Annotated in this window: 23 protein-coding genes; 17 read left to right on the top strand and 6 right to left on the bottom strand. The window is 73.5% G+C overall.

Features of this window, described 5'->3' with window-relative positions; genetic code table 11:
* Positions 1–54 precede the first annotated feature (54 nt).
* Together ACF09E_RS11430 and ACF09E_RS11425 are read left to right on the top strand one after the other, a co-directional pair.
* Entirely contained in the window at positions 55–987 is a 933-nt protein-coding gene (locus ACF09E_RS11430; RefSeq protein ID WP_392037589.1) for a DMT family transporter, read from the top strand.
* An 11-nt stretch (positions 988–998) separates the two neighbouring features.
* Positions 999–1364: a hypothetical protein gene (locus ACF09E_RS11425; RefSeq protein WP_392204932.1), complete on the top strand. Its 366-nt coding sequence runs from the start codon at positions 999–1001 to the stop codon at positions 1362–1364.
* Between the two features lie 19 nt (positions 1365–1383).
* On the opposite strand, the gene ACF09E_RS11420 is transcribed toward ACF09E_RS11425, so the two are convergent.
* A complete protein-coding gene (locus tag ACF09E_RS11420; RefSeq protein WP_392204931.1) occupies positions 1384–1605 on the bottom strand; it encodes a hypothetical protein in 222 nt (73 codons plus the stop codon).
* 145 nt (positions 1606–1750) lie between these two features.
* Between ACF09E_RS11420 and ACF09E_RS11415 the strand changes: the two genes are divergently transcribed.
* Genes ACF09E_RS11415 through ACF09E_RS11405 form a run of 3 tightly spaced genes read left to right on the top strand, consistent with a single transcriptional unit; the run spans position 1751 to position 4849 of the window.
* Entirely contained in the window at positions 1751–2965 is a 1215-nt protein-coding gene (locus tag ACF09E_RS11415; RefSeq protein ID WP_392204930.1) for a sensor histidine kinase, read from the top strand.
* Positions 2962–3633: a response regulator gene (locus ACF09E_RS11410; RefSeq protein WP_392204929.1), complete on the top strand. Its 672-nt coding sequence runs from the start codon at positions 2962–2964 to the stop codon at positions 3631–3633. The genes ACF09E_RS11415 and ACF09E_RS11410 overlap by 4 nt, the downstream gene beginning before the upstream one ends.
* 37 nt (positions 3634–3670) lie before the next feature.
* On the top strand, positions 3671–4849 hold the full coding sequence (locus ACF09E_RS11405) for a cytochrome P450 (protein WP_392204928.1): 1179 nt from the start codon (positions 3671–3673) through the stop codon (positions 4847–4849).
* A gap of 137 nt (positions 4850–4986) precedes the next feature.
* Here the strand turns inward: ACF09E_RS11405 and ACF09E_RS11400 are convergent, their stop codons facing one another.
* On the bottom strand, positions 4987–6390 hold the full coding sequence (locus tag ACF09E_RS11400) for a hypothetical protein (protein ID WP_392204927.1): 1404 nt from the start codon (positions 6388–6390) through the stop codon (positions 4987–4989).
* A gap of 473 nt (positions 6391–6863) precedes the next feature.
* On the bottom strand, positions 6864–7862 hold the full coding sequence (locus ACF09E_RS11395; RefSeq protein WP_392204926.1) for a Gfo/Idh/MocA family oxidoreductase: 999 nt from the start codon (positions 7860–7862) through the stop codon (positions 6864–6866).
* 100 nt (positions 7863–7962) lie between these two features.
* On the opposite strand from ACF09E_RS11395, the gene ACF09E_RS11390 reads away from it, so the two are divergent.
* From ACF09E_RS11390 to ACF09E_RS11365, 6 genes are all read left to right on the top strand, one after another.
* On the top strand, positions 7963–8730 hold the full coding sequence (locus ACF09E_RS11390; RefSeq protein ID WP_392204925.1) for a GntR family transcriptional regulator: 768 nt from the start codon (positions 7963–7965) through the stop codon (positions 8728–8730).
* A gap of 122 nt (positions 8731–8852) precedes the next feature.
* On the top strand, positions 8853–9872 hold the full coding sequence (locus ACF09E_RS11385; RefSeq protein ID WP_392204924.1) for a sugar ABC transporter substrate-binding protein: 1020 nt from the start codon (positions 8853–8855) through the stop codon (positions 9870–9872).
* Complete coding sequence (locus ACF09E_RS11380; protein ID WP_388807116.1) at positions 9869–10924, top strand: ABC transporter permease; 1056 nt, start codon at positions 9869–9871, stop codon at positions 10922–10924. The genes ACF09E_RS11385 and ACF09E_RS11380 overlap by 4 nt, the downstream gene beginning before the upstream one ends.
* A complete protein-coding gene (locus ACF09E_RS11375; RefSeq protein ID WP_392204923.1) occupies positions 10921–11715 on the top strand; it encodes an ATP-binding cassette domain-containing protein in 795 nt (264 codons plus the stop codon). Before ACF09E_RS11380 ends, ACF09E_RS11375 begins: the two co-directional genes overlap by 4 nt.
* Positions 11716–11781: 66 nt before the next feature.
* Positions 11782–12957 carry an ROK family glucokinase gene (locus ACF09E_RS11370; RefSeq protein WP_388807118.1) on the top strand — a complete coding sequence of 392 codons (1176 nt, stop codon included), beginning with the start codon at positions 11782–11784 and terminating at the stop codon, positions 12955–12957.
* The gene (locus ACF09E_RS11365; protein ID WP_392204922.1) at positions 12954–13532 is read left to right on the top strand and encodes a hypothetical protein; all 579 of its coding nucleotides are present in this window, start codon (positions 12954–12956) and stop codon (positions 13530–13532) included. Before ACF09E_RS11370 ends, ACF09E_RS11365 begins: the two co-directional genes overlap by 4 nt.
* A 97-nt stretch (positions 13533–13629) precedes the next feature.
* On the opposite strand, the gene ACF09E_RS11360 is transcribed toward ACF09E_RS11365, so the two are convergent.
* Complete coding sequence (locus tag ACF09E_RS11360) at positions 13630–14067, bottom strand: MarR family winged helix-turn-helix transcriptional regulator (protein WP_392204921.1); 438 nt, start codon at positions 14065–14067, stop codon at positions 13630–13632.
* A gap of 146 nt (positions 14068–14213) precedes the next feature.
* Between ACF09E_RS11360 and ACF09E_RS11355 the strand changes: the two genes are divergently transcribed.
* The 6 genes from ACF09E_RS11355 (at position 14214) to ACF09E_RS11330 (ending at position 23275) form a co-directional block, all read left to right on the top strand.
* Positions 14214–15737, top strand: coding sequence for an MFS transporter (locus ACF09E_RS11355; RefSeq protein ID WP_392204920.1), 1524 nt, complete (start codon positions 14214–14216; stop codon positions 15735–15737).
* A 413-nt stretch (positions 15738–16150) separates the two neighbouring features.
* Positions 16151–16369 carry a hypothetical protein gene (locus ACF09E_RS11350; protein WP_055600716.1) on the top strand — a complete coding sequence of 73 codons (219 nt, stop codon included), beginning with the start codon at positions 16151–16153 and terminating at the stop codon, positions 16367–16369.
* 130 nt (positions 16370–16499) lie between these two features.
* Positions 16500–17306, top strand: a complete 807-nt coding sequence (locus ACF09E_RS11345) for a hypothetical protein (protein WP_392204919.1) — start codon at positions 16500–16502, stop codon at positions 17304–17306.
* The gene (locus ACF09E_RS11340) at positions 17291–19603 is read left to right on the top strand and encodes an NHLP family bacteriocin export ABC transporter peptidase/permease/ATPase subunit (RefSeq protein ID WP_392204918.1); all 2313 of its coding nucleotides are present in this window, start codon (positions 17291–17293) and stop codon (positions 19601–19603) included. The genes ACF09E_RS11345 and ACF09E_RS11340 overlap by 16 nt, the downstream gene beginning before the upstream one ends.
* 1 nt (position 19604) lies before the next feature.
* On the top strand, positions 19605–22544 hold the full coding sequence (locus ACF09E_RS11335; RefSeq protein ID WP_392204917.1) for an NHLP bacteriocin export ABC transporter permease/ATPase subunit: 2940 nt from the start codon (positions 19605–19607) through the stop codon (positions 22542–22544).
* Between the two features lie 176 nt (positions 22545–22720).
* Complete coding sequence (locus ACF09E_RS11330; RefSeq protein WP_392204915.1) at positions 22721–23275, top strand: hypothetical protein; 555 nt, start codon at positions 22721–22723, stop codon at positions 23273–23275.
* Positions 23276–23580: 305 nt separating this feature from the next.
* Here the strand turns inward: ACF09E_RS11330 and ACF09E_RS11325 are convergent, their stop codons facing one another.
* Both ACF09E_RS11325 and ACF09E_RS11320 read right to left on the bottom strand, forming a co-directional pair.
* The gene (locus ACF09E_RS11325) at positions 23581–24015 is read right to left on the bottom strand and encodes a hypothetical protein (RefSeq protein ID WP_392204914.1); all 435 of its coding nucleotides are present in this window, start codon (positions 24013–24015) and stop codon (positions 23581–23583) included.
* Positions 24012–25100, bottom strand: coding sequence for a flavin-containing monooxygenase (locus tag ACF09E_RS11320; protein ID WP_392204913.1), 1089 nt, complete (start codon positions 25098–25100; stop codon positions 24012–24014). The genes ACF09E_RS11325 and ACF09E_RS11320 overlap by 4 nt, the downstream gene beginning before the upstream one ends.
* Positions 25101–25116 lie beyond the last annotated feature (16 nt).

Here is a 25116-nt window from a genome sequence, read left to right as displayed (position 1 = left end):
CGTGCGAGCCGTCGAAGTCTCCACCCCACCTCAAGAGTTGGAGATGCGGCCGCCATGTCAGCTTCGTCGACCGCCGCCCCGCTGTCCCTCGGCGCCCCCCGCCCGGCCTGGCTCACCGACCTGCCCGTCCTGCTCGTCGCCGTCGTCTGGGGCGCCAGCTACCTCGCGGCCAAGGGCATCACCACCACCCACACCGTGATCGCGGTCCTCGTGCTGCGGTTCGCCGTGGTGCTGCCCGTCCTCGTCGTCGCCGGCTGGACCAGGCTCCGGGCCCTGAGCGCCGCCCAGTGGCGCGGCGCCGGAGCGCTCGGACTGATCCTCGGCGGGATCTTCCTCCTGGAGACCTACGGCGTCGTCCACACCTCCGCCACCAACGCGGGCCTGATCATCAGCCTCACCATGGTCTTCACCCCGCTCGCCGAGGCCGCCGCGACCCGGGTCCGGCCGCCCCGCGCCTTCCTGGGCGCCGCCGCGCTCTCCGTCCTCGGCGTGGTCCTCCTCACCCAGGGCGGCGGCTTCACCACCCCCTCCCTCGGCGACCTGCTCATGCTGCTCGCCGCCCTCGCCCGGACGGTCCACGTCCTGGCGATGTCCCGCATCAGGGCGGTCCGTTCGGCCGACTCGCTCTCCCTGACCACCGTGCAGCTCGGCTCCGCCGTCGCCGTCTTCGCCGTCATCGCGGCCTTCCCCGGCACCGGCGCCACCCCCTGGGCGGTGGCCCTGGACTTCGGCCCGCGCGAGTGGGCCGGACTGCTCTTCCTCTCCGTCTTCTGCACGCTCTTCGCCTTCTTCGTGCAGATGTGGGCCGTCCGCCGGACCTCCCCGTCCCGGGTCAGCCTCCTCCTCGGCACGGAACCCCTCTGGGCCGCCGCCGCGGGCATCGCCCTCGCCGGCGACCGTCCCGGCCTCCTCGGCCTCGCCGGGGCGATCCTCGTGCTGGCGGGCACCGGTTGGGGCCGCCGGGCCGCCGACCGCCACGCCGGGTAGGTTGTCCGACCATGCGTTCACTGGTCTACGACAACGAGTTCCGCGCCAAGGCCCGCCGCACCCAGGGCTGGGGCCTCGGGCTCTTCACCCTCGCCGCCCTGTGCTGGGTCTGGCTCGGCGTCATGCTCCTCACCCCGTACGAGGACGCCGACGGCGGCGGCAGCCCCTGCCCCGCCCTGCTCACCAGCGAGTACGTCCACGACAAGGAGTGCGTGGAGAGCCGGGACTGGCCCGGCACCCTCGCCCTCCTCGGGATGTCCGTCCCCTTCGCCGTGGTCGGCGGAGCCCTCTACACCAGCGGCTCCGTCTCCCACCGGATGGCCGAGCACCTCGCCGAGGTGACCCGGCTCGACGCGGCGAGCACCCCGCGGGTCTGACCTCCCGGGCGTACGCCGCTCAGGACTTCGCCACCCGGTCCGACACGATCATGAGCACCAGGCCCAGCACGGCGATCACGATGTTGGCGAACAGCTCACGGCCCTCCAGGAACCACACGTTCTCCGTGAGGAACCGCGTCACGCCGAGGAGTCGGAACCAGCCGTCCGTCAGCTCGCGCACCACCCCGGCCACACCGAAGAGAGCGAGCAGGAAACCGGCGACCTCGAGAAACCTTTTCATAAGGTGATCATGGCGCTGGCGGGCGACCGGCCGCGTCCGCCTCCGGGTCACGGGCCCCACGACCGAAGTATCGACCTCCGCGACTTCGGTAGCGGCCCGGCCGCCGCTGCCCCGCCCGGCGCCTCCCGCTGCGTACATTGCCGCTATGAACCGCACGGACCGGCAGCGCTGGCTGCTCCCCTCCCACCTGGCCGGACCCGGTGGGAACGAGGAGGGCAGGCCCCGCCGTACCGTCCGCGACTGGATCGTGGACACCTCGATCTTCCTGCTCGCGGCCCTCGTCGGCCTGATCGCCGCCGACACCAGCGCGCAGTACACCAGCGGGGCCGTCACCATCGTCGACCAGCTCCTGGGCGCCGCGGGCTGCTGCGCGCTCTGGCTGCGCCGCCGCTGGCCCGCCGGGCTCGCGCTCGGCCTCTCGGTGCTCAACCTCGTGGCCCCGGTCGCGGCCGGCGCCCTCCTCGCGAGCCTCTTCAGCGTCGCCGTGCGCAGACCCTTCCGCGAGGTCGCCGCGATCGGCACGCTCGCCGTCGTCACCTCCACCGTGCAGGCCTTCATCCGGCCCGACCCCACCACCAACACCGGGCTCTCCATCGCCCTCGGCTTCACCCTCATCCTCCTCGTCACCGCCTGGGGCATGCTCGTCCGCTCCCGCCGCCAGCTCGTCGAGGCCCTCCGGGAGCGCGCCCGCCGCGCCGAGGCCGAGGCCGAGCTGCGCGCCGCCCAGGCCCAGCGGCTCGCCCGCGAGGCCATCGCCCGAGAGATGCACGACGTCCTCGCCCACCGCCTCACCCTGCTGAGCGTGCACGCCGGAGCCCTGGAGTTCCGCCCCGACGCCCCGCCCGAGCAGGTCGCCCGCGCCGCCGGCGTCATCCGCGACAGCGCCCACGAGGCCCTCCAGGACCTCCGCGAGATCATCGGCGTGCTCCGGGCCCCCGGCGAGAACGGCGACGGCGGCGACCGGCCGCAACCCACCCTCGCCACCCTCGACGCGCTGATCGACGAGTCCCGCGAGGCCGGCGCGGACGTCGTCCTCGACACCACCGTCGGCGAACCGTCCACCGTGCCCGCCGCCACCGGCCGCACGGTCTACCGCATCGCGCAGGAGGGCCTCACCAACGCCCGCAAGCACGCCCCGGGGACCACCGTCACCGTCACCGTCCGCGGCCGCCCCGGCGAGGGACTCACCGTCGACGTCCACAACCCGGCCCCCGACGGCCCCGTCCCGCCCGTCCCCGGCTCCGGCCAGGGACTGATCGGACTCACCGAACGCGCCGTGCTCGCCGGCGGCCGGATGGAGCACGGACCCGCCCCCGACGGCGGATTCTCGCTGCACGCCTGGCTACCGTGGCCCGCATGACCATCCGGCTGCTCATCGTCGACGACGACCCCCTGGTCCGCGCGGGCCTCACTCTGATGCTCGGCGGCGCCGAGGACCTCCAGATCGTCGGCGAGGGCGCCGACGGCCGCGAGGTCCCCGAACTCGTCGCCCGGTACGCCCCCGACGTCGTCCTCATGGACATCCGCATGCCGCATGTGGACGGGCTCACCGCCACCGAACGGCTCCGCGCCGAGCCCGGCGCACCCCAGGTCGTCGTCCTCACCACCTTCCACGCCGACGAGCAGGTGCTGCGCGCCCTGCGGGCCGGCGCGGCCGGGTTCGTCCTCAAGGACACGCCGCCCGCCGAGATCCTCGCCGCCGTCCGCCGGGTCGCCGCCGGGGACCCGGTGCTGTCCCCGGCGGTCACCCGCCAGCTCATGACCCATGTCGCGGGCCGGCCCGAGCGGTCCCCGCGCGAGGCGGCCGCCGGCCGACTCGCCGAACTCGCCGACCGCGAGCGGGAGGTGGCCGTCGCCGTCGGGCGCGGCCTCGCCAACGCGGAGATCGCCGCCGAGCTCTACATGAGCGTGCCCACGGTCAAGACCCACGTCTCGCGCGTCCTCGCCAAGCTGGGCCTCAACAACCGCGTCCAGATCGCGCTCCTCGTCCACGACGCCGGCCTGCTCGACGACGACGGCCGGAAGTGATCGTTTCGAGCCGGTCCCGTTCGGATACCCTGCGTCGATGTCCGTCATCGAACTGGGGGAGTACGGCGCGGACTTCACCGCGGATCCGTACCCCTTCTACGCACGACTCCGGGAAGCCGGCCCCGTCCACGAGGTCCGGATGCCCGACGGCTTCCGGTTCTGGCTGGTCGTCGGCCACGAGGAGGGGCGTGCCGCTCTCGCCGACCCCCGGCTCGCCAAGTCCCCGTCCGTGATCGGCGTACGGCCGCCTGAGGAGGACGTCATCGGCGTCCACCTCCTCGCGGCCGACGCTCCCGACCACACCCGGCTGCGCCGCCTGGTCACGGGCGAGTTCACCGGCCGCCGGGTGGAGAACCTGCGGCCCAGGATCGAGCGGCTCACCGCCGACCTGGTCGACGCGATGGAGCCGGCCGGCCGCGCCGACCTCGTCGACGCCTTCGCCTACCCGCTGCCGGTCACCGTCATCTGCGAGCTCCTCGGGGTCCCCACGAAGGACCGCGACACCTTCCGCCGCTGGTCCACTGAGCTGGTCAGCCCCACCGGCGAGGAGGACTTCTCGCGCAGCATGGTGGACTTCGGCGCCTACCTCGACGAGCTGATCGAGGACAAGCGGGCCGCCGGCCCCTCCGACGACCTGCTCTCCGGCCTGATCGCCTCCCGGGCCGAGGACGGCGACCGGCTCTCCGGACCCGAACTCCGCGCCATGGCCTACCTGCTGCTCATCGCGGGCCACGAGACGACCGTCAACCTGATCGCCAACACCGTCCGCAACCTGCTGACCCATCCCGACCAGCTCGCCGCGCTGCGCGCCGACCCGGGTCTGCTCGACGGCGCGATCGAGGAGTCCCTGCGGTACGACGGGCCGGTCGAGACCAGCACCTTCCGGTTCAGCCGGGAACCCGTCGCCCTCGGCGGCACCGAGATCCCGGCCGGCCGGCACGTGCTGGTCGCCATCGGAGCGCTCGACCGCGACCCGGCCCGCTTCCCCGCACCCGACCGCTTCGACGTCCGCCGCGACACGCGGGGCCACCTCGCCTTCGGGCACGGCGTCCACTACTGCCTCGGCGCCCCGCTCGCCCGCCTGGAGGGCCGCATCGCGCTCCGGACCCTCCTCGACCGCTTTCCGAAGCTGGAACTCGACCCCGACGGCGAGGCCTGGGAGTGGCTCCCCGGCCTCCTGATGCGCGGCACCCGTCACCTCCCGGTCCGCTGGTGACCCCCCACCTCGCCGCCCGACGCCGACCGCCGGGTCCCGGGCCCCGCCGCATGCCGCGGGGCCCGGGGGCGGCCCTCACCTCTCCCGGCCCGCACCTCCCCCCTCGGTGAGGGCCCGCCCTCCCGGCCGGGGACCCGTCAGGCGCGGGGCTCGCAGGGGGTGCAGCAGGCGGGTGCCGGTTCGACGCACACGGTGACCGCGTCGGTGTTGTCGGACGGGTCGGGGTCCTTCTCGGCGGCGGTGACGGTGGCCGTGTTGGTGACGCTGCCCGGCCGGGTGGCCTTGGCCCGCACGGTGAGGGCGGCGCGCGCGCCGGCGGCCAGCGCGCCGACGGACCACCGGCCGGTCTCCGGGTCGTAGCCGCCCGCGTCGGTGTCGGCGGACAGGAGGACGAGACCGTCGGGAAGGCGGTCGGCCACCGTGACGCCGGAGGCCGGGCTGGGACCGGAGTTGTGGACGGCCAGGCGGTACGTCACGGTCTGGCCGACCGTCACGGTGGTCGCGTCGGCCGCCTTGGTCACGGCCAGATCGGCGGCGGGCCTCACCTCGGTCACCGCCTCGTCGGAGGTCGACGTCAGCGGCTCCGGCGTGGAGCCGAGCCGGTTCTCGTACGCGGCGACGGCGGTGTTGGTCACCCGGGTGCCCGCCGTCTCCAGACCGAGGGTGACCCGGTACTCGACGGTGGTGCCCCCGGGCAGGGCGGCGGTGTTGGCCAGACTCCCGCCCTGGGTGGCGGAGGCTCCGGTGCCGAGCCGGAAGACCACCGTGTCGCTCGCGGCGTCGTACGCCGCCTCGTCGTCACCCGCCGGATCGGACTTCACGCCCGCGTTCGGGCCGTCGATGATCCGGAGCGAGCCGGGAACGTACGTCGTCCCCGGAGGCAGTACGTCGGTCAGGGTGAGCCGTTCGGCGGCTCCGCCCCCCTCGTTCCTGGCGGTGATCCGGTAGGTGACGACATCGCCGACGTCCAACGGGCCGGCCGGGACGGCGGTCTTGGTGAGCACCACGTGGGGAGCGGTGCCGAAGAACACCCCGTCGAGGAAGTTACCGACTCCCCGGTTGCCGCCGGCCGCCGAGACGGACCGGAAGGCGAACCGGGTGACGGTCTGCCCGGCCGGGACGGTGTAGGTGCCGGTGTAGTACCCCCACGCGGTGTTGCCGTCGGTGATGGAGCGCTGCTCCACCGTGTTGCCCGGAGCACCGATGTCCAGGGCCATCGTGTCCTGTCCCTGCCGGCCGCGGTGGTACAGCCGCCAGTACAGCTTGGTGCCCGGGGTGGTGGGCAGGTCCTGGTAGAGGGTGGAGACCTGGTTGGCGTTGAGTTCGGCGAACTGCTCGCCCTCCGCGGAGGGCACGCCGTTGAAGCCGGAGTGCCACAGCTCGACCATGTGGTCCGTGGCGGTGGTGAGCCAGCCCGGGACGTGCCGCGGAGCCTGGGTCTGCGAGGCGTCCGGGAGGAACGCCATGTCGGTCACGGACGGCTGCTCGAAGCTTCCGTTGACGAGGGCGACACGGAGGGGGACGGAAGGAGGTGTGCTCATGGTGACGTCTCCGATCGGTCGACGGTGCGCGGGGGCCCCTCGGCCCGGACACGGGCCGAGGGGTGGGAACGCCCCGTAGCTCACCGCCCCCGCACCGCCGGGTACAGCGGGGCCCGAGGCCTCCCGGCCAGCACCGGCGGCCGGGTTTACCCGCGGCGGACACCGCGTGTGACGGTGCTCCCGCCCGTCGCCGCCTCCCTCCGGCGATCCCACCGGCCACCCGTGGACCACGGCGCACGCGGGTATCTCCCGCGCTGACCGGATGACATGGCACTCTGGCGTTCACGCGCCACCGGAACGAGTGAACCGGTGATCGCCGAGTTGACGCTTGGCGGCAGTCGGGCCGCGTCGACCGGCGGTCCCCGGTGCCTCGCACGACCGTGGACCCGACCGCGACCGGCCGCTCGACCGCCCCGGCGGTCCGGCGGTCCGGCGACGGGAAGGGCAGCCCTAGGGGGTGTCCGCCACGCGCCCTAGCCGATGTCCGCCACCCGCACCGGGCGCCGCTCCCGCCGCGACCGCTCGCAGGCCTCCGCGATCCGGAGCGCCGCCAGGGCCTCCCGGCCGTCGCAGGGATTGGGCGCCTCGCCGCGTACCAGGCGCACGAAGGCGTCCAGCTCCGCCTCGTACGCGGGGGCGAACCGCTCCAGGAAGCCGGACCACGGCTTCCCCGGCGGAGCCGGCGCCCAGGGCTCCACCGAGGTGAGCGGGGTCCGGTCGTCCAGGCCGACCGCGATCTGGTCCAGATCGCCCGCCAGCTCCATGCGGACGTCGTACCCGGCGCCGTTGCAGCGGGTCGCCGTCGCCGTCACGAGGGCGCCGTCGTCCAGCGTGAGCAGCGCGGCGGCCGTCGACACGTCGCCGGCCTCCCGGAACATCGCGGGCCCGCCGTCCGACCCCGTCGCGTACACCTCCACGACCTCCCGCCCGGTCACCCAGCGCACGACGTCGAAGTCGTGCACCAGGCAGTCCCGGAAGAGACCGCCGGAGAGGGGCAGGTACGCGGCCGGCGGCGGCGCCGGATCGGAGGTCGCCGCCCGTACGGTGTGCAGCCGGCCGAGCCGCCCCGAGCGGACCGCCTCGCGCGCCGCCCGGTACCCGGCGTCGAAGCGCCGCATGAAGCCGATCTGGAGCTCCGTGCCCGCCGCGGACACCGCCGCCAGCGCGGTCGCCGTCCCCGGCACGTCCAGGGCGATCGGCTTCTCGCAGAAGGCCGGCAGCCCCGCGCCCGCCGCGCGGGCGATCAGCTCCGCGTGCGCGGCCGTCGCCGAGGCGATCACCACGGCGTCCAGGGCGTGGGCGAACAGCGAGGGGACGTCGGGCGCGGCCTCCGCCCCCAGCGCGCCCGCGACCCCGGCCGCCCGCGAGGCGTCCGCGTCCGCCACGACCAGCGACCCGACCTCCGGGTGGCGGGCCAGCACACCCGCGTGGAAGCTCCCGATCCGGCCCGTACCGATGAGTCCGATGCGCATGGCCCCACCGTGGAGCCGTCCGCCCCCGGTGTCAAGGATTTGTCAGGACAACCGGACGTCACGACTTCCCGTCATCCACGCACCGGGCTACGCTCCCCCCGTGTCCAAGCAGTCCGGCTCCTCCCTGCCCCCGCTCTCCGTGGACCGCAGCAGCCCGGTCCCGCTGTACTTCCAGCTGGCCCAGCAGCTGGAGAGCGCCGTGGAGAACGGCACGCTGACCCCGGGCACCCTCCTCGGCAACGAGATCGACCTCGCCACCCGCCTCGGCCTCTCCCGCCCCACCGTCCGCCAGGCCATCCAGACCCTCGTCGACAAGGGCCTCCTGGTCCGCCGCCGGGGCGTCGGCACCCAGGTCGTGCACAGCACGGTCCGCCGCCCGCTGGAGCTCAGCAGCCTCTACGACGACCTCGACGCCGCCGGGCAGCTCCCCGCCACCCGGGTCCTGGTCAACCGCGTCGAGCCCGCCACCGGCCCGGTCGCCGCCGCCCTCCGGCTCCCCGAGGGCAGCGAGGTCGTCTACCTCGAACGGCTCCGCACCGCCCACGGCGAGCCCATGGCGTACCTGCGCAACCACCTGCCCGCCGAACTCCTCGGCCCCGGCGGACCGGACACCGCGCGCTTGGAGGCCACCGGCCTCTACCGGCTGCTCCGCTCCGCCGCGCTCACCCTGCACAGCGCCCGCCAGGCCGTCGGCGCCCGCGCCGCGACCGTCGCCGAGGCCGCCCTGCTGGACGAGCGGGAGGGCGCCCCGCTGCTCACGATGGAACGCGTCACCTTCGACGACACCGGCCGCGCCGTCGAGTACGGCTCCCACCTCTACCGGGCCGACCGCTACACCTTCGAGTTCCAGCTGATGGTCCGTCCGTAGGCCGTACCCCACCGGCGGACGGGCCGGACACCCGCCCCCTGGCGAACGCCACGACCCGCATGACCGATACTGCAATGCACGCCTGCAATGCACGCAAAGGACACAAAGGAGGGCACGGCCTCGTGACCAGGCTTCGGACAGGAGGGGTACGCGCCGCAGTCGGCGCCGTGCTCGCGCTCGCGCTCACCGGGGCGCTCGCCGGGTGCAGCAGCACCGGCGGAAAGCGCGCGGAGGACGCCCGCAAGGCCGCCGAGGCCCAGGGCAGGGCGGTCGTGGACACCCCCCGCTGGACCTTCGCCATGGTGACCCACTCGGGCGACGGCGACACCTTCTGGGACATCGTCCAGAAGGGCGCCAAGCAGGCCGCCGCCAAGGACAACATCAACTTCCTGTACGCCCACAGCGACGAGGCCCAGCAGCAGGCCCAGCTGATCGACTCGTACGTCGCCAAGGGCGTCGACGGCCTGATCGTCACGCTCGCGAAGCCCGACGCCATGAAGGGCGCCGTCGAGAAGGCCGTCAAGGCGGGCATCCCGGTCATCACCGTCAACTCGGGCGCCGAGCAGTCCAAGGCCTACGGAGCCCTCACCCACATCGGCCAGGACGAGACCGTCGCCGGCGAGGCCGTCGGCGAGGAACTCGACAAGCGCGGCAGGAAGAAGGCTCTCTGCGTCCTGCACGAGCAGGGCAACGTCGGACACGAGCAGCGCTGCGCCGGAACGAAGAAGACCTTCGACGGCGAACTGGTCAACCTCTACGTCGACGGCACCAACATGCCGGACGTCAAGGCCTCCATCGAGGCCAAGCTCCAGTCGGACAAGGACGTGGACGCCGTCGTGACGCTCGGCGCCCCCTTCGCCGACGCCGCCGTCCAGGCCGCCAAGAGCGCCGGGAGCAAGGCCGAGATCGACACCTTCGACCTCAACGCCAAGGTCGCCGCCTCCCTCGAGGCCGGCACCCTCGGCTTCGCCGTCGACCAGCAGCCCTACCTCCAGGGCTACGAGGCCGTCGACCTCCTCTGGCTGTACCGCTACAACGCCAACGTCCTCGGCGGCGGCAAGCCGGTCCTCACCGGCCCGCAGGTGATCACGAAGGACGACGCGGCGAAGCTCGTCGAGTACGCCGAGCGGGGCACCCGATGAGCTCCACCGCACCACCGTCGGACGGACTCGACCACGTCGACGAGAGACTGCTGCGCACCACCCCGCTGAAGAAGCTGCTCGCCCGCCCCGAGCTCGGCTCGGTCGTCGGCGCGATCGCCGTCTTCGTCTTCTTCTCCCTCACCGCCGACAGCTTCCTGAACCCGTCCAGCCTCGGCACGGTGCTCTACGCGGCCTCCACCCTCGGCATCATGGCGGTGCCCGTCGCGCTGCTCATGATCGGCGGCGAGTTCGACCTGTCCGCCGGCGTCCTGGTGACCAGCTCGGCCCTCGTCTCGTCGATGTTCAGCTACCAGATGACGGCGAACGTCTGGGTCGGCGTCGGCGTCTCGCTGCTCGTCACCCTGGCCATCGGCGTCTTCAACGGCGTCATGCTGACCCGTACGAAGCTGCCCAGCTTCATCATCACGCTCGGCACCTTCCTCATGCTGACCGGCCTGAACCTCGGCCTCACCAAGCTCATCAGCGGCACCGTCTCCACCAAGAGCATCGCCGACATGGAGGGCTTCCCCTCCGCCCGCGCGCTCTTCGCCTCGCAGCTGACCATCGGCGGCGTCGAGTTCAAGGTCACCATCCTCTGGTGGTTCGGCCTCGTCGCGCTCGCCACCTGGATCCTGCTCCGGACCCGCTTCGGCAACTGGATCTTCGCGGTCGGCGGCAGCGCCGACGCCGCCCGCGCGGTCGGCGTCCCGGTCCACCGGACGAAGATCGGCCTCTACATGGGCGTGGCGCTCTGCGCCTGGATCTCCGGCCAGCACCTGCTCTTCTCCTTCGACGTCGTCCAGTCGGGCGAGGGCGTGGGCAACGAGCTGATCTTCATCATCGCGGCCGTCATCGGCGGCTGCCTGATCACCGGCGGCTACGGCTCCGCCATCGGCTCCGCGATCGGCGCCCTCATCTTCGGCATGACGAGCAAGGGCATCGTGTACGCCGAGTGGAACCCGGACTGGTTCAAGTTCTTCCTGGGAGCGATGCTCCTCCTGGCGACCCTGCTCAACGCCTGGATCCGCAAGCGCGTGGAGGCCACCAAGTGACGGAGACGACCGCGCCCCTCGTCGAGCTCGACGACGTCAGCAAGTACTACGGCAACATCCGCGCCCTCGAAGGGGTCTCCCTGGAGGTCCGCGCCGGCGAGATCTCCTGCGTCCTCGGCGACAACGGCGCCGGCAAGTCCACCCTCATCAAGATCGTCGCCGGCCTCCACCGGCACGACACCGGGACCTTCCGCATCGAGGGCGAGGAGGTCACCCTCGCCAACCCGCGCGACGCCCTCGACCGGGGCATCGCCACGGTCTACCAGGACCTCGCCGTCGTCCCGCTCATGCCGGTCTGGCGGAACTTCTTCCTCGGCTCCGAGCCCACGAAGGGCTCCGGCCCCTTCCGGCGGCTCGACGTCGGCCTGATGCGGACCACCACCCGCGAGGCGCTGCTCCGCATGGGCATCGACCTGCGCGACGTGGACCAGCCCATCGGCACCCTCTCCGGCGGCGAGCGGCAGTGCGTGGCCATCGCCCGGGCCGTCCACTTCGGCGCGAAGGTCCTCGTCCTCGACGAGCCGACCGCCGCCCTGGGCGTCAAGCAGTCCGGCGTCGTCCTGAAGTACGTCGCGGCCGCCCGCGACCAGGGCCTCGGCGTGGTCCTCATCACCCACAACCCGCACCACGCGTACCTCGTCGGCGACCGGTTCGTCCTGCTCAAGCGGGGCGTGATGGCCGGCAGCCACAGCAAGGGCTCCATCACGCTCGACGAGTTGACCCGCCAGATGGCCGGCGGCACCGAGCTGGAGGACCTGCGGCACGAGCTGGAGCGGCCGTCCGCGACGTGACGGACCCCCGCGGCCCGCGCCCGGGGTAACGGCCCCTTGACACCGCACCTGGCAGAATCGGAGCCGATGAGTACCTACCGTGACCTCGCCCACCGGGGATCGGCCCGGGGCACCGTGCTGCGGACCGTCGGCTCCCGGGAGCGGCGCTCCCACCTGACGGCGCCGCGGGTGCCGACCGTCGGCATCGACATCGGCGGTACGAAGGTGATGGCCGGCGTCGTCGACGCCGACGGCAACATCCTGGAGAAGCTCCGCACGGAGACCCCGGACAAGTCCAAGAGCGCCAAGGTCGTCGAGGACACCATCGTCGAGCTGGTCCTGGACCTCTCCGACCGGCACGACGTGCACGCGGTCGGCATCGGCGCGGCCGGCTGGGTCGACGCCGACCGGGCCACGGTGCTCTTCGCCCCGCACCTCGCCTGGCGCAACGAACCCCTCAGGGACGCCCTCCAGAGCCGCCTCGCCGTTCCCGTCATGGTGGACAACGACGCCAACACCGCGGCCTGGGCCGAGTGGCGCTTCGGCGCCGGACGCGGCGAGGACCACCTCGTCATGATCACCCTCGGCACCGGCATCGGCGGCGCCATCCTGGAGGACGGCCAGGTCAAGCGCGGCAGGTTCGGGGTGGCCGGCGAGTTCGGCCACATGCAGGTCGTCCCCGGCGGCCACCGCTGCCCCTGCGGCAACCGCGGCTGCTGGGAGCAGTACAGCTCCGGCAACGCGCTGGTCCGCGAGGCCCGCGAGCTGGCCGCCGCCGACTCCCCGGTGGCGTACGGGATCATCGAACGGGTCAAGGGGAACGTCCCCGAGATCACCGGACCGCTCATCACCGAGCTCGCCCGCGAGGGCGACGCCATGTGCGTGGAGCTGTTCCAGGACATCGGGCAGTGGCTCGGCGTCGGCATCGCCAACCTCGCCGCCGCCCTCGACCCCTCCTGCTTCGTCATCGGCGGCGGCGTCTCGGCCGCCGACGACCTGCTCATCGGCCCCGCCAGGGACTCCTTCCGCCGCCACCTCACCGGCCGCGGCTACCGCCCCGAGGCCCGCATCACCCGCGCCCAGCTCGGCCCCGAGGCGGGGATGGTCGGCGCCGCCGACCTCGCCCGCCTCGTCGCCCGCCGCTTCCGCCGCGCCAACCGGCGCCGGGTGGAGCGGTACGAACGGTACGAGCGCTACGCCCAGGCCCTGCGCAGCGGGACCTCGGGCCGGGCCGCCCGTACCCCCGAGGATCCGCCTTCATGACCCTGCCCCACCAGTCCACCCCGCCGCGCGACCCCGGGGGCAAGCTCCCCGAGGACCACCGGCACATGATCCGCCGCCGCTGGCTGACCGCCGTCATCATCGTCCTGCTCGTCGGCATCCCGGCCGGCTACCTCGTCATCTCCGCGGGCCAGAGCCGCGACAGCGGCCGCGACAAGGAGCGCGAGTCGTCCGCGGCGGGCCTCCAGGACAACTGGCCCTCGCTCATGAAGCGCCGGATCTTCGAGGTGCCGATCCCGGCGGGGGCGTGGGACGTCGCGTACTACGAGACGAGCAACTGGAAGACCAGCCGGCTGTACGTGCAGTTCTCGACCACCGCCGCCGGTCTGGACGCCTTCCTGGCCGAGTCCGGCACGAGCCGCGCGGCCCTCACCCCGGGCCGCATCACGGTCGGCGACCGCGACGCCGACATCGTGGGCTGGCGCTTCGCCGAGGGCATGAGCTGGGCGGGCACGACGGTACGGCGCGAGGAGCCGCGCCCGGCGACGGACCTGACGGTCGACCTGACGGAACCGGCGTTCCCCCGGGTGTACGCGGTCTCGACGACGAGTCCCTGAGCGGCGCCGGGGCCGCGGGGGAGGGCCCGCGCCGGTGCGAACGCCCGGACCGCGGGGCCGGGCGTCCGCTTCCCCCGTGCCCGTGCGGCCCGTGGGGTCAGGCGTTCTTCTCCATGCCCGGGCGCAGGCGGGCGAGCAGGTCGTAGAGGGTCGCGCTCTCGGTGGCGTCGAGGGTGTCGAGTGCGCCGCTCGTCGCCTGCATCTCCTCGCGCACGCGGCGGATGACGTCCCGGCCCTCGTCGGTCGCCACCACGTTCTTGACGCGGCGGTCGGAGGGGTCGGGCTCGCGGCGGACCAGGGCGCGGGCCTCCAGGCGGTCGACGATGCCGGTGACGTTGGAGGCGTCGCAGACCAGCAGGGTGGCCAGGGCGCGCATCGGCAGCGGGCCGTCGAGCTGCGCGAGGACCTTCGCCTGGGTGGAGGTCAGACCGTGGTGCGCCGCGGCGGACGCGAAGTCGCGCCACTGGGCCGTGCCGATGGCGGCGAGCAGCTCCATGAGCTGGAGTCTGGTGGGCCGGGAGGTCGTCGCGCTCATGGGTCGAGGGTACTCAGAACACTTGACATTATCAATTGTTTACTTGACCACCTCAAGCATTCCGGTCTACCGTCGCGAAGTACTTGACGACATCAAACATCGATGATCTGAAGCTCCCGCGCCACCGGAAAAGGCCCCTCCCTGCCATGAGCCACGCCCCCACACCGCCCGCCGCCGACCCACGGCGCGAGACGGTCGTCGTCTTCGCCCTGAGCCTCGCCGCCATGGTCGTCTCGATGATGCAGACCCTGCCGGTCCCGATCCTCGGCCTCATCCGCACCGACCTCGGCACCTCGACCGCCGACGTCAGCTGGGTCACCACCGCCACGCTGCTCTCCGCCGCGGTGTTCACCCCGCTGCTCGGCCGCTTCGGCGACCAGCACGGCAAGAAGCCCACCCTCGTCGCCGTCCTCGGCGTCATGGTCGCCGGCTCGGTCGTCGCCGCCCTCGCGACCTCGCTGCCCCTGCTGATCCTCGGCCGCGTCCTCCAGGGCGCCGCCACCGCGATCTTCCCGCTCGCCCTCTCCGTCCTGCGCGAGGAGGTCAGGCCGCAGCGGCTGCCCGGCGCCATGGCACTGGTCAGCGGCACCCTCGCCTTCGGCAGCGGCCTCGCCCTCGTCGCCACCGGCCTGCTCACCTCGGGCGCCGACGCCGACTACCGCAGCGCCTTCTGGATGGCGACCGGCTTCGCGGCACTCGCCCTCGTCGCCGTCGCCCTCCTCGTCCCCGCGACCCGCCACAAGACCGGCGGCCGGACCGACCTCCTCGGCGCCCTCACGCTCGGCATCACCCTGCTGCTGCTCCTGCTGCCCGTGTCGCAGGGCCACGAGTGGGGCTGGGCCTCGGCCCGGACGCTCGGCAGCTTCGCCGGCGCCGCCGTCATGGCCGCCGTCTGGGTCCTCGTGGAGCGCAAGGTCCGCGAACCCCTCGTCGACATGAGGATGTTCGTCCACCGCCCGGTCCTCATGGCCAACCTGGCCGGCGTCCTCGTCGGCTTCGGCATGTTCGCGAACTTCCTGGGCGTCTCGTACCTGGTCCAGATGCCCCAGGCCCTCACCGGCTACGGCTTCGACGCGTCCATCCTCCGCGCCTCCGTCCAGTTCCTGCTGCCCGGGGCGATCGTCTCGCTGCTCGCCTCCCCGATCGGCGGCCGGCTGGTCCGGCACCGCGGCCCCCGCGCCGCCCTCGCGCTGGCCGCGGGCCTCGGCGCCGTCGGCTTCGCCTGGCTCGCCCTCGACCACGGCCACACGCTCTCCGTCATCGGCGCGGGAATCGTCGTCGGGGCGGCCGTCAGCTTCGGATACGCCGCCATGCCGGCCGTCATCATGTCGAGCGTCCCGCACCACCAGAGCGGCATCGCGAACGGCATCAACTCCATCTCCCGCTCCACCGGCAGTGCCATCGGCAGCGCCGTCGTCACGACGATCCTCGCCTCGCAGACCGTCGCCCACCTCCCGGCCGGAGTCCCGCCGCTGCCCGCCGAGTCGGGCTTCACCCTGACCTTCTGGATCGGCGCCGCGGCGTTCGCCCTGGTCGCTGCGATCGCGGGCCCCGGCCTGCGCGCCCGGGCCGCCGGGCCGGCGCCCGTCTCCGCCGGGGAGGCGCGGGGTCCGGCCACCGCGGCCGCCCCCGCCGCCCCCGCCGCCCCCGAGAAGGCGGCGGCGTCCTAGCGGGCCCGAGGGCCGCCGACACCCTCCGTGTAGGCGGCCTCACCCGGAGTCGCTCCGGCGAATCTTCACAGCGTGCGAGTGGAGGGGATCCTTCCCCTTGCCTCGTCCATCGGCCTTCCGGCCCCCCGCCCGTCGATTGAAGGGCGTATGTCCCCTTGCGTTCCCGGGGGTCGCCGGAGGGCCGATTTCTGTTACTCGATCCTGCGGAGAAGCTGTGACGATCCCCGGGCGATCCGTCGCGCAGATCGAAACGCACTCCGTTCCGGTGACGAATCCGTGTGCCACGACCCGTCAACTCGGTTGGCCGGAAAACCCGTTCGCGTGCTTACATCTGCACATCGCGGCCGCCGTGTGAACGGTGCCTGATTCCGGCCGCGACAAAGAAATTCACACGAATTGAAGGGTGCGCCTCCATGCGTAACGACATCGAGACCCGTGAGATCGCCGACGCCGAGCTGGACGCCGTCTCCGGCGGCCTCGCCATCTCCGGTGGCCTCGCCGGCGCCGTGGTCGGCGACGTCAGCACCGTGCTCGGCACCGTGACCTCGCTCCAGACCGTCCAGGGCGTGCAGGCCCTGCCGGGCGTCGTCACCGGTCTCGCCGGTGTCAACGTCGGTGTCGCCGGCCTCTGAGCGACATCTTCGTGAACCCCGGAACGATTTCCCGTTCCGGGGTTCACGGCTGCCTTTCCCGACCCTCGCGGTCGGGGAATCCACCGGGAATTCGGCAGGCCCGTGAAGAATGCGTTCGGAGGAAGGTTCCGTGCAGTTCCGTCAGAAGGCGCTTTCCAAGCTGCAATCGCCCGAAGAACTCGACCTGCCGGTGCGGTTGGCCCGCCCGCAGGGGCGACTCGCCCTGGCCGTCACCGTCGTCGTCATGGCCGCCGCGACCTTCTGGGCCTTCACCGGATCCGTACACGCGAAGCTGAACGCGCCCGGCGTCCTCACCCGGGCCGAGGGCAGCTACCTCCTGCAGAGCCCCTTCGCGGGACAGATCACCGCCGTGCGCGCCGAGGAGGGCCGGACCGTCGCCGCCGGCGCGCCGCTGCTCACCGTCCGGACGCCGCAGGGCGACCGGGACGTCCGCGCGATCGACGGAGGACGGGTCACCAGCCTCCTCGTCAAGACCGGACTTGTCGTCACCACCGGCGCCGACGTCGCGACCGTGGAGCGCGTGAAGGACCCGGACGACCCGCTGGTCGCCATGCTCTACGTACCGGGCGGCAGCGGCGCGACGATCCCCGTCGGCGCCCAGGTCGACCTCGGCGTCCCCTCCGCGCCCCGGCAGCGCTACGGCGTGCTCCGCGGACGCGTCGAGGCGGTCGGCCGCGTCCCCCAGACACCCGCCCAGATCAGCGGATTCCTCGGCGACCGGTCCCTCGCCGAGGAGTTCGCCCGGGACGGCGACCCCGTCGCGGTCCTCGTCCAGCTGGAACGCTCGACCGCGACCCGCTCCGGCTACCGGTGGTCCAAGGCCGACGGCCCCCCGTACGCCGTCGACTCCACGACCCCCGTCACCGCGACCGTCCACCTCGCCGCAGAGCGGCCCGTCGATTGGCTGCTCCCGTGACCGCGCCCGCCGACACGAGCCGGACCCCGCGCCCCGGGCCCGGCGCGCGCCGGCGCCACCGCCCCGCACCCCGCGGCGGCGACCGCCGCCGCGCCGCGCCGTCCGGCCGGAGCCCCCGGCGCCGGCCCGTCCCCAAGGGCCGCACGCCCCGCCCCGTGCGCACCCCCACCGTGCTCCAGATGGAGGCGGTGGAGTGCGGCGCCGCCGCGCTCGCCATGGTGCTCGGCCACCACGGCAGGTTCGTCGCCCTGGAAGAGCTCCGCATCGCCTGCGGCGTCTCCCGCGACGGATCCCGCGCCAGCAACATCCTGAAAGCCGCCCGCGGTTACGGCCTCACGGCCAAGGGCATGCAGATGGACCTGGCGGCCCTCGCCGCAGTGGGGCCGCCGGCCGTCCTCTTCTGGGAGTTCAACCACTACGTCGTCTACGAGGGCATCGGCCGCCGCCTCGGCCGCCGCGGCGTCCACATCAACGACCCCGCCAAGGGCCGCCGCTTCGTACCCATGGACGAGTTCGACACCAGCTTCACCGGCGTCGTCCTCACCTTCGAGCCCGGCGAGGGCTTCCGCCGCACCGGCCGGAAGCCCGGCGTCATGCGCGCGATGCCGGCCCGGCTGCGCGGCACCTCGGGCACCCTGCTCGCCGCCGTGCTGGCCAGCCTCCTCCTGGTCGTCGTCGGCGCGGCGATCCCCGCGCTGAGCCGTACGTACATCGACATGTTCCTGATCGGAGAGCAGACGTCGCTCCTCGGCGTGCTCTTCGCGTCGACGGCTGCGGCCCTGCTGCTCACGGCGGTGCTCACCCACCTCCAACAGGCGAACCTGCTGCGCGGCCGCGTCATCTCCTCCACCCTCGGCAGCGCCCGCTTCCTGCGCCACCTGCTCCGCCTCCCCGTCTCCTTCTTCTCCCAGCGCAACCCGGCCGACCTGGTCCAGCGCCTCCAGTCGAACGACGCGGTCGCCGAGACCCTCGCTCGCGACCTCGCCGCCGCCGGCGTGGACGCCGTGGTCGTCGTCCTCTACGCGGTGCTGCTCTGGACGTACGACCCGCAGCTGACGCTCGTCGGCATCGGCGTCGCGCTGCTGAACGTCCTGGCCATGCGGATCGTGGTCCACGTGCGCGCCACCGACACCCAGAAGCTCCGCGCCGAGAGCGCCCGGCTGACCAACACCGCGTACAGCGGACTGCAGCTCATCGAGACGATGAAGGCCACCGGCGGCGAGGACGGCTTCTTCCGCCGCTGGGCCGGTCAGCACGCCGTCACCCTCGACGTGCAGCAGCGGCTCGGCGTCCCCAGCATGTGGCTGGCGATCGTGGCGCCGACGCTCGCCGCGCTCAACAGCGCGCTGATCCTGATGATCGGCGGCCTGCGCGCGGTGGAGGGCCACCTCTCGGTCGGCCTGCTCGTCGCCTTCCAGGCCCTCGTGACCAGCTTCACCACACCGATCACACGGCTCAACGGCGTCGCGGGCCGCATCCAGGACTTCGCCGCCGACGTCGCCCGCCTCAAGGACGTCGAGAACTTCCCCGTCGACCCGCTGTACTCGCGGCGCGAGCCGCCCGCCGCCACCCGCCGGCTGACCGGCCACGTGACGCTGGACGGCATCACCTTCGGCTACAGCCCCCTCGACGCCCCGCTCCTCAAGGACTTCTCGCTCGCCGTCGGCCCCGGCCGGCAGGTCGCGCTCGTCGGCGGCTCCGGCAGCGGCAAGTCCACGGTCTCCCGGCTGGTCTCCGGTCTGTACGCACCCTGGGAGGGCGCCATCCGCATCGACGGCATGCGACTGGAGGACATCCCCCGCGGCGCGCTCGCCGCCTCCGTCTCCTTCGTCGACCAGGACGTCTTCCTCTTCGAGGGGACCGTCCGCGACAACATCGCCCTGTGGGACCCCTCCATCCCGGACGAGGCCGTCGTCGACGCCCTCCGGGACGCCGCCGTGTACGAGGTGATCGCCCGCCGGCCAGGCGGCATCCACAGCCGGGTCGAGCAGGACGGCCGCAACTTCTCCGGCGGTCAGCGCCAACGCCTGGAGATCGCGCGGGCGCTGGTCCGGCGCCCCAGCGTCATGGTCCTCGACGAGGTGACCAGCGCCCTGGACGCGGCGACCGAGCGGCTCGTCATCGACAACCTGCGGCGCCGGGGCTGCGCCTGCGTGGTCATCGCCCACCGGCTGAGCACCGTCCGCGACAGCGACGAGATCGTCGTCCTGGAGCGGGGCACCGTCGTCGAGCGCGGCCGCCACGAGGACCTGCTCGCCGCGGGAGGCGCGTACGCCCGACTGGTCAAGGAGCACTGAGGTGACCTCCCCCCACCCCGCACCCGTCGCCGCCGACCCGGTCGTCGCCGCCCTCGGCGGGCTCGGCACCCCCGTCGACTGCGCACAGCTGCGCAGCCTCTCCCTGGAGGGGCCCCTCGTCCTCTGGCTCGTCGTCGAGGGCGGACTCGACCTGTTCGCCGTCGACGCGGCGCAGGAGGGCCACTGGCACTTCCTCGGCCGCCTGGCCCCGGGCGCGCTGCTGCTCGGCCCCGCCGAGGGCCCCGGCCACACCCTGATCGGCCGTCCGCTCCAGGGCTGCCTGCTGCGCCGCATCGAACTGCGCCGCCTGGCCCCGCACGGGCCGGGCGAGGCCGGTTACGGCGCGTACGGCCAGGACGTCCACGGCGGCGAGCCGTACGGCTACGGGCCGGACGCCTCCGCGTACGGCGGCGGGTTCGCGGGGGTGGGGTACGGGCCGGGCGCCCATGGCGTCGCCGGGGCGCCGCTGAGTCCGCTGGAGAACGCCTTCGCGCTCGGCGTCGGGCGCGGACTGCGCGTCCTCTACCAGGCGCCGCTGGAGAGCCGCGCCACCACCGGCCCGGGCACGGCCGACGACGACGTGCTGTGGATGCAGATCGCCCCCGGCAGCGTGCAGTACGGCGCCGTGTACGAGGGGTACGACACCGCGGCCGCGCTCCTCGTCGACGGGGAGATGTGGCAGGGCATGGTCGACCAGCAGTACCGCCTGCTGTACGCCCTGGACGACTGGATCGAGCAGGTCGAGCGTGCCCACGAGGACCGGACGGCGGCCGGCATCGAGGCCGGCGAGGCCGCCCGTACGCAGGCCGACCGGGCTCTGCTCGCCTCGATCGGCCGCCCCGGCGGACGGCCCCGCGGGGTCGCGGCGCGCGGTGGGGGCGACGACGCGGCCTTCGCCGTGTGCCGGCTGGTCGCGCGCGAGGCGGGCGTCTCCCTGACGGAACCGGCCGGGACCGCGGCCGGCGCGGGCCGTGGCGACCCCGTCGAGCGCCTCGCGCTCGCCTCCCGGATCCGCACCCGGACCGTCCGGCTCCAGGGCCGCTGGTGGCGCGAGGACAGCGGGCCGCTGGTGGGCCGCCGGGAGGAGGACGGCGCGCCGGTCGCGCTGCTGTGGCGGCGCGGCGGGTACGTGGCCGTCGACCCGGCGACGGGGCGGCGCGAGCGGATCGGCGCCGCCCACGAGGGCGCGTTCGAACCCGGCGCCGTCATGTTCTACCGCCCGCTGCCGGAGGGACGGCCGGGAGTGCTGCGGCTGGTCCGCTTCGGGCTGCGGGGGACCGGCCGGGACCTGCGCGGCCTGTTCCTGGGCGGTCTGGTGGCGGTCGGGCTCGGGGCGCTCGTCCCCCTGGCCACCGGCCGGGTCCTCGGCGCGTACGTCCTGCAGGCCGAGAGCGGACTCATCGTGCAGACCGCGTGCGCGCTCATCGCGACCGCCCTCGTCTCGGCCGCCTTCATGCTGCTGCAGAACATGGCGATCCTGCGGGTGGAGGGCCGGGTCGAGGCGACCCTCCAGCCGGCCGTCTGGGACCGGCTGCTGCGGCTGCCGGTGACCTTCTTCGCAGGCGGTTCCACCGGGGAGCTGGCGAGCGCGGCGATGGGCGTCAGCGCCATCCGCAGCGTGCTCTCCGGCATCGGCTCGGTCTGCCTGCAGGCGAGCACCGTGGGGGCGGTCAACCTCGTCCTGCTCCTCTTCTACAGCGTGCCCCTCGCCCTGGTCGCGCTCGCGATGCTGCTGGTCGTCGCCGGCCTCTTCCTGGGGCTCGGACTCTGGCAGCTGCGCTACCAGCGGCGGCTGCTCGCGCTCGGCAACAAGCTCAACAACCAGGCGTTCCAGACCCTGCGGGGACTGCCCAAGCTGCGCGTGGCCGCGGCCGAGAGCTTCGCCTACGCCGCCTGGGCGCGGGAGTTCGCCCGCACCCGGGAGCTCCAGCAGCGCATCGGCCGGATCAAGAACGCCGTCACCGTGCTCAACGCGGTCTGCCCGCCGCTGTGCATGCTGGTGATGTTCATGCTCCTCGCGGGACCGGCGCGGGGCAGCATGTCCGCCGCCGAGTTCCTCACCTTCAGCACCGCCGTGACGATCCTGCTGTCCTCGGTCACCCAGCTGACCGGCGCGTTGATCTCGGCCGCCGCCGTGCAGCCGATGTTCGAGCAGCTGGGCCCCGTCTTCCGGGAGCCGCCCGAGGTGCGCGGCTCCAGCACGCAGCCGGGCGAGCTGAGCGGGGCGATCGAGGCGAAGAACGTCTCCTACCGGTACACCGAGGACGGGCCGCTGGTCCTGGACGACGTGTCGGTACGGGTGCGGCCCGGTGAGTTCGTCGCCATCGTCGGGGCCAGCGGCTGCGGCAAGTCGACCCTGCTGCGCCTGCTCATCGGCTTCGACCGGCCGGTGGAGGGCGGTGTGCTCTACGACGGCCAGGACCTGGCGGCGCTCGACCGGGCGGCGGTGCGCCGCCAGTGCGGCGTCGTCCTGCAGAACGCGCAGCCGCTCTCCGGCTCGATCCTCGACTGCGTCCGGGGGGCGGAGCCGTACACCGCGGAGGAGGCCTGGGAGGCGGTCGCGATGGCGGGGCTCGCCGAGGACGTCAAGGCGATGCCGATGGGCCTGCACACCATGCTGTCCGACGGCGGGGGGACCGTGTCCGGCGGTCAGCGACAGCGGCTGATGATCGCGCAGGCCCTCATCCGCAAGCCGCGGATCCTCTTCCTGGACGAGGCCACCAGCGCCCTGGACAACGAGGCCCAGCGGGTCGTCATCGAGTCCACCCGGGCCCTGCGCGCCACCCGCGTCGTGATCGCCCACCGGCTCTCCACGGTCATGGACGCCGACCGGGTGGTGGTGATGGAGGAGGGCCGGGTGGCGCAGCAGGGCCCGCCCGCCGAACTGCTCGCCGACGCGGGCGGCGCCTTCCACGCCCTCGTACGCCGCCAGCTCGGCTGACCGGCCTCCGCCCTCGCCGGGGGCGCGCCCGGACCGGGCACGTCCCCGGAATCCGGGCCTCCCCCGGGCAAAAGCCGGAATGCCTCGACGGAAGCCCTTTCGATCGGGGAAGCTGTCTCCAACAGGCCTTCAAATAGGCGTAGTTGAGCAGTTTCCGTATCATTCCGGGGGAGAAGATGACAAGACTCGCGCAGAGATGGTTCGCCCGCACCGCAGGCGTCGCGGCCGCCACGTTACTGATGGCGGGCGGTACGGCCGGCGCCACCTTCGCGGCGGAGACCGACACCGCCACCACGTCCATCAAGGCGTACGACCCCAGCGTCAACAGCACGGCCAACTTCGCGGTGATCGCGACCACGCACCCCGACACCGTGGGCTGCAACGGCTACAACGTGACCGGGACGGGCACCGCCGCCGGCAAGCCCACCACCGGCGGGACGTGGACGCAGGACGAGGTGGTGTGTACCGCGACCATCCCCGGCAAGTACGACATCAAGGGGACGGCGACCATCACGGAGGCCGACGGGGACAAGCTCACCCTGACCTACCAGCTCACCGCGCCGCTGACCGCGGACACCCTGGTCTACCCGACCGGCACGTTCACGATCACCGGGGGGACCGGCAACTACGCCTTCGCGACCGGCAGCGGCAAGATGAACGCCCGGGTCAACCTCCTGGACCACGACCACGTCACCTCCAAGATCATGGGAGAGATCCTGTTCACGGGCTGATCCCGGCCTGATCGAGCAGCGGCGTGCGCCGGCGGGTCGCCCCGGGGCACGCCGTCGGAGCCGGTCCCGCCTCGGGGCCGGCTCCGTCCTTCTGACGGCCCGACCCCCGCTGGGAGGAACGCCCGCCGGCCTGCGTGTCGTTGGCGCCGGGCGGCGAGGTCGACGGAGCGGGACTCCGGGGGAGTCGAGGGTGTCGAGGCGGTGAACGGCGGGGCGGCTCCCGGGCGGTGAGCGGCGGGGCGGCGCCCCGGAGGGCCCGGCACCGGAACCGCGCCCGCGGGACGTCGCCCCCCGGCCCGTCGGCCTCAGGCCCCCAGCCGGTCCGCCGTCTCCGCCAGCAGCTCCCGCTGCCCGTCGGCGTCGAGACCGAGCTCCCGTACCAGCCGGAGCGTCAGCACCAGCCTGGCCTGGAGGGCCGCCTCGGGGTCCGGGAGCCCGCCGGCGGGCTCCTCGTCCCCGTCGAGGCCGGCGGCCAGCAGCGCCTCCAGGAACGCCGGGTCGAAGTCCTCCGCCCCCGCGTCCAGCGAGCCGAGGACCTCGGCGACGTACCCGTTGATCTCCCGGGGCTCCGCACCGTGCGGGAAGCGCCGCCGGGCCGCCGTCCCGAAGGCGACGCCGACGGCCCGGCCGTACGCGGGACCGGCGGGATCGAGCGCGGCCGACTTCTGGGCGAACCCGATGAAGTCGAAGGCCAGCAGCGCGCCCAGCACGTCGAGTTCGGTGGAGGTGGCACGGGTCATGAGGGCAGGCCTTCGGTCGTGGGCGGAGTGGTCGTGGCGTCCTCGCCGCGGGCGCCGGCGGTGATCGCCCCCGCGATGTGCTCGGCGTCCCGGCCGACGAAGCCGATCAGCGCCGAACCGCGGGTGCGCATCCGGTACAGCCCCAGGTAGTAGCTGCCGGGGACCGCACCCACGCCCTCGGTGTGCCGCGGCTGCCCCTCGTCGTCGAGCATGTCCGGGTCGAGCCAGCTCCAGTCGGTGCGGAAGCCGGTCGCCCAGATCACCGTCGACGGCTTGACGCGCTCGCCGTCCGCGGTCAGCAGCTCGGCGCCGTCGGCCGCGGTGATCCGCCCGACCGTACGGATCGATCCCGCCGCGACGAGCCCGGGCACCCGGTCGCCGACCACCGGGTCGGGCGCCTGCATGCTCACCGGCAGCCGCATCACCCCGAGCACGCTCATCCACCAGAACATGTCCCGGCCCACGACCGTCTGCGGCAGCGGCGGGGAGACCGCCCCGCCGCAGCTGAGCACCACCTCGTGGGTCCCGGACAGCTCCGCGGCGATCTGCCGGCCGGAGTTGCCGTCACCGACGACCACCACCGTCCCCGGCGCCAGCTGCGCGGGGCTCCGGTACTCGCTCGTGTGCAGCGCGGACACGTCCGCGCCCAGCGCCCCGGCGAACTCCGGGACGCGCGGGACGCCGAACGCCCCGGTCGCGATCACCACCCGACCGGCCCGGCACACGCCCCGCGTCGTCCGCAGCAGGAAGCCGTCCCCGTCCCGCCGCACCGACAGCACCCGGTGGTCAGGCAGCACCGGCAGGTCGAACCGTTCGGCGTAGTCCCGCAGGTACGCCACCACCTCGTCCTTGCCGGGGTAGTGGCGGCCCTCGCCCGGGAAGGGCAGGCCCGGCAGCCCGGAGAACTGCGCCGACGTGAACAGCGTCAGCGAGTCCCAGCGCCTCTCCCACGTCTCGCCGATCTCGCCACCCGCGTCCAGCAGCACGCACTCCACCCCGGCCCGCCGCAGGTGGTACCCGACGGCGAGCCCGGACTGGCCCGCGCCGACGACGGCGACCGGCACGGAGGCCGGCAGCGCCCTCATCGGCCCGCTCCGGCGC

Source organism: Streptomyces sp. NPDC014891 (assembly GCF_043081085.1).
In the GTDB taxonomy this organism is placed as follows: Bacteria; Actinomycetota; Actinomycetes; order Streptomycetales; family Streptomycetaceae; genus Streptomyces.
This window is presented reverse-complemented; position numbering and strand designations above follow the sequence as displayed.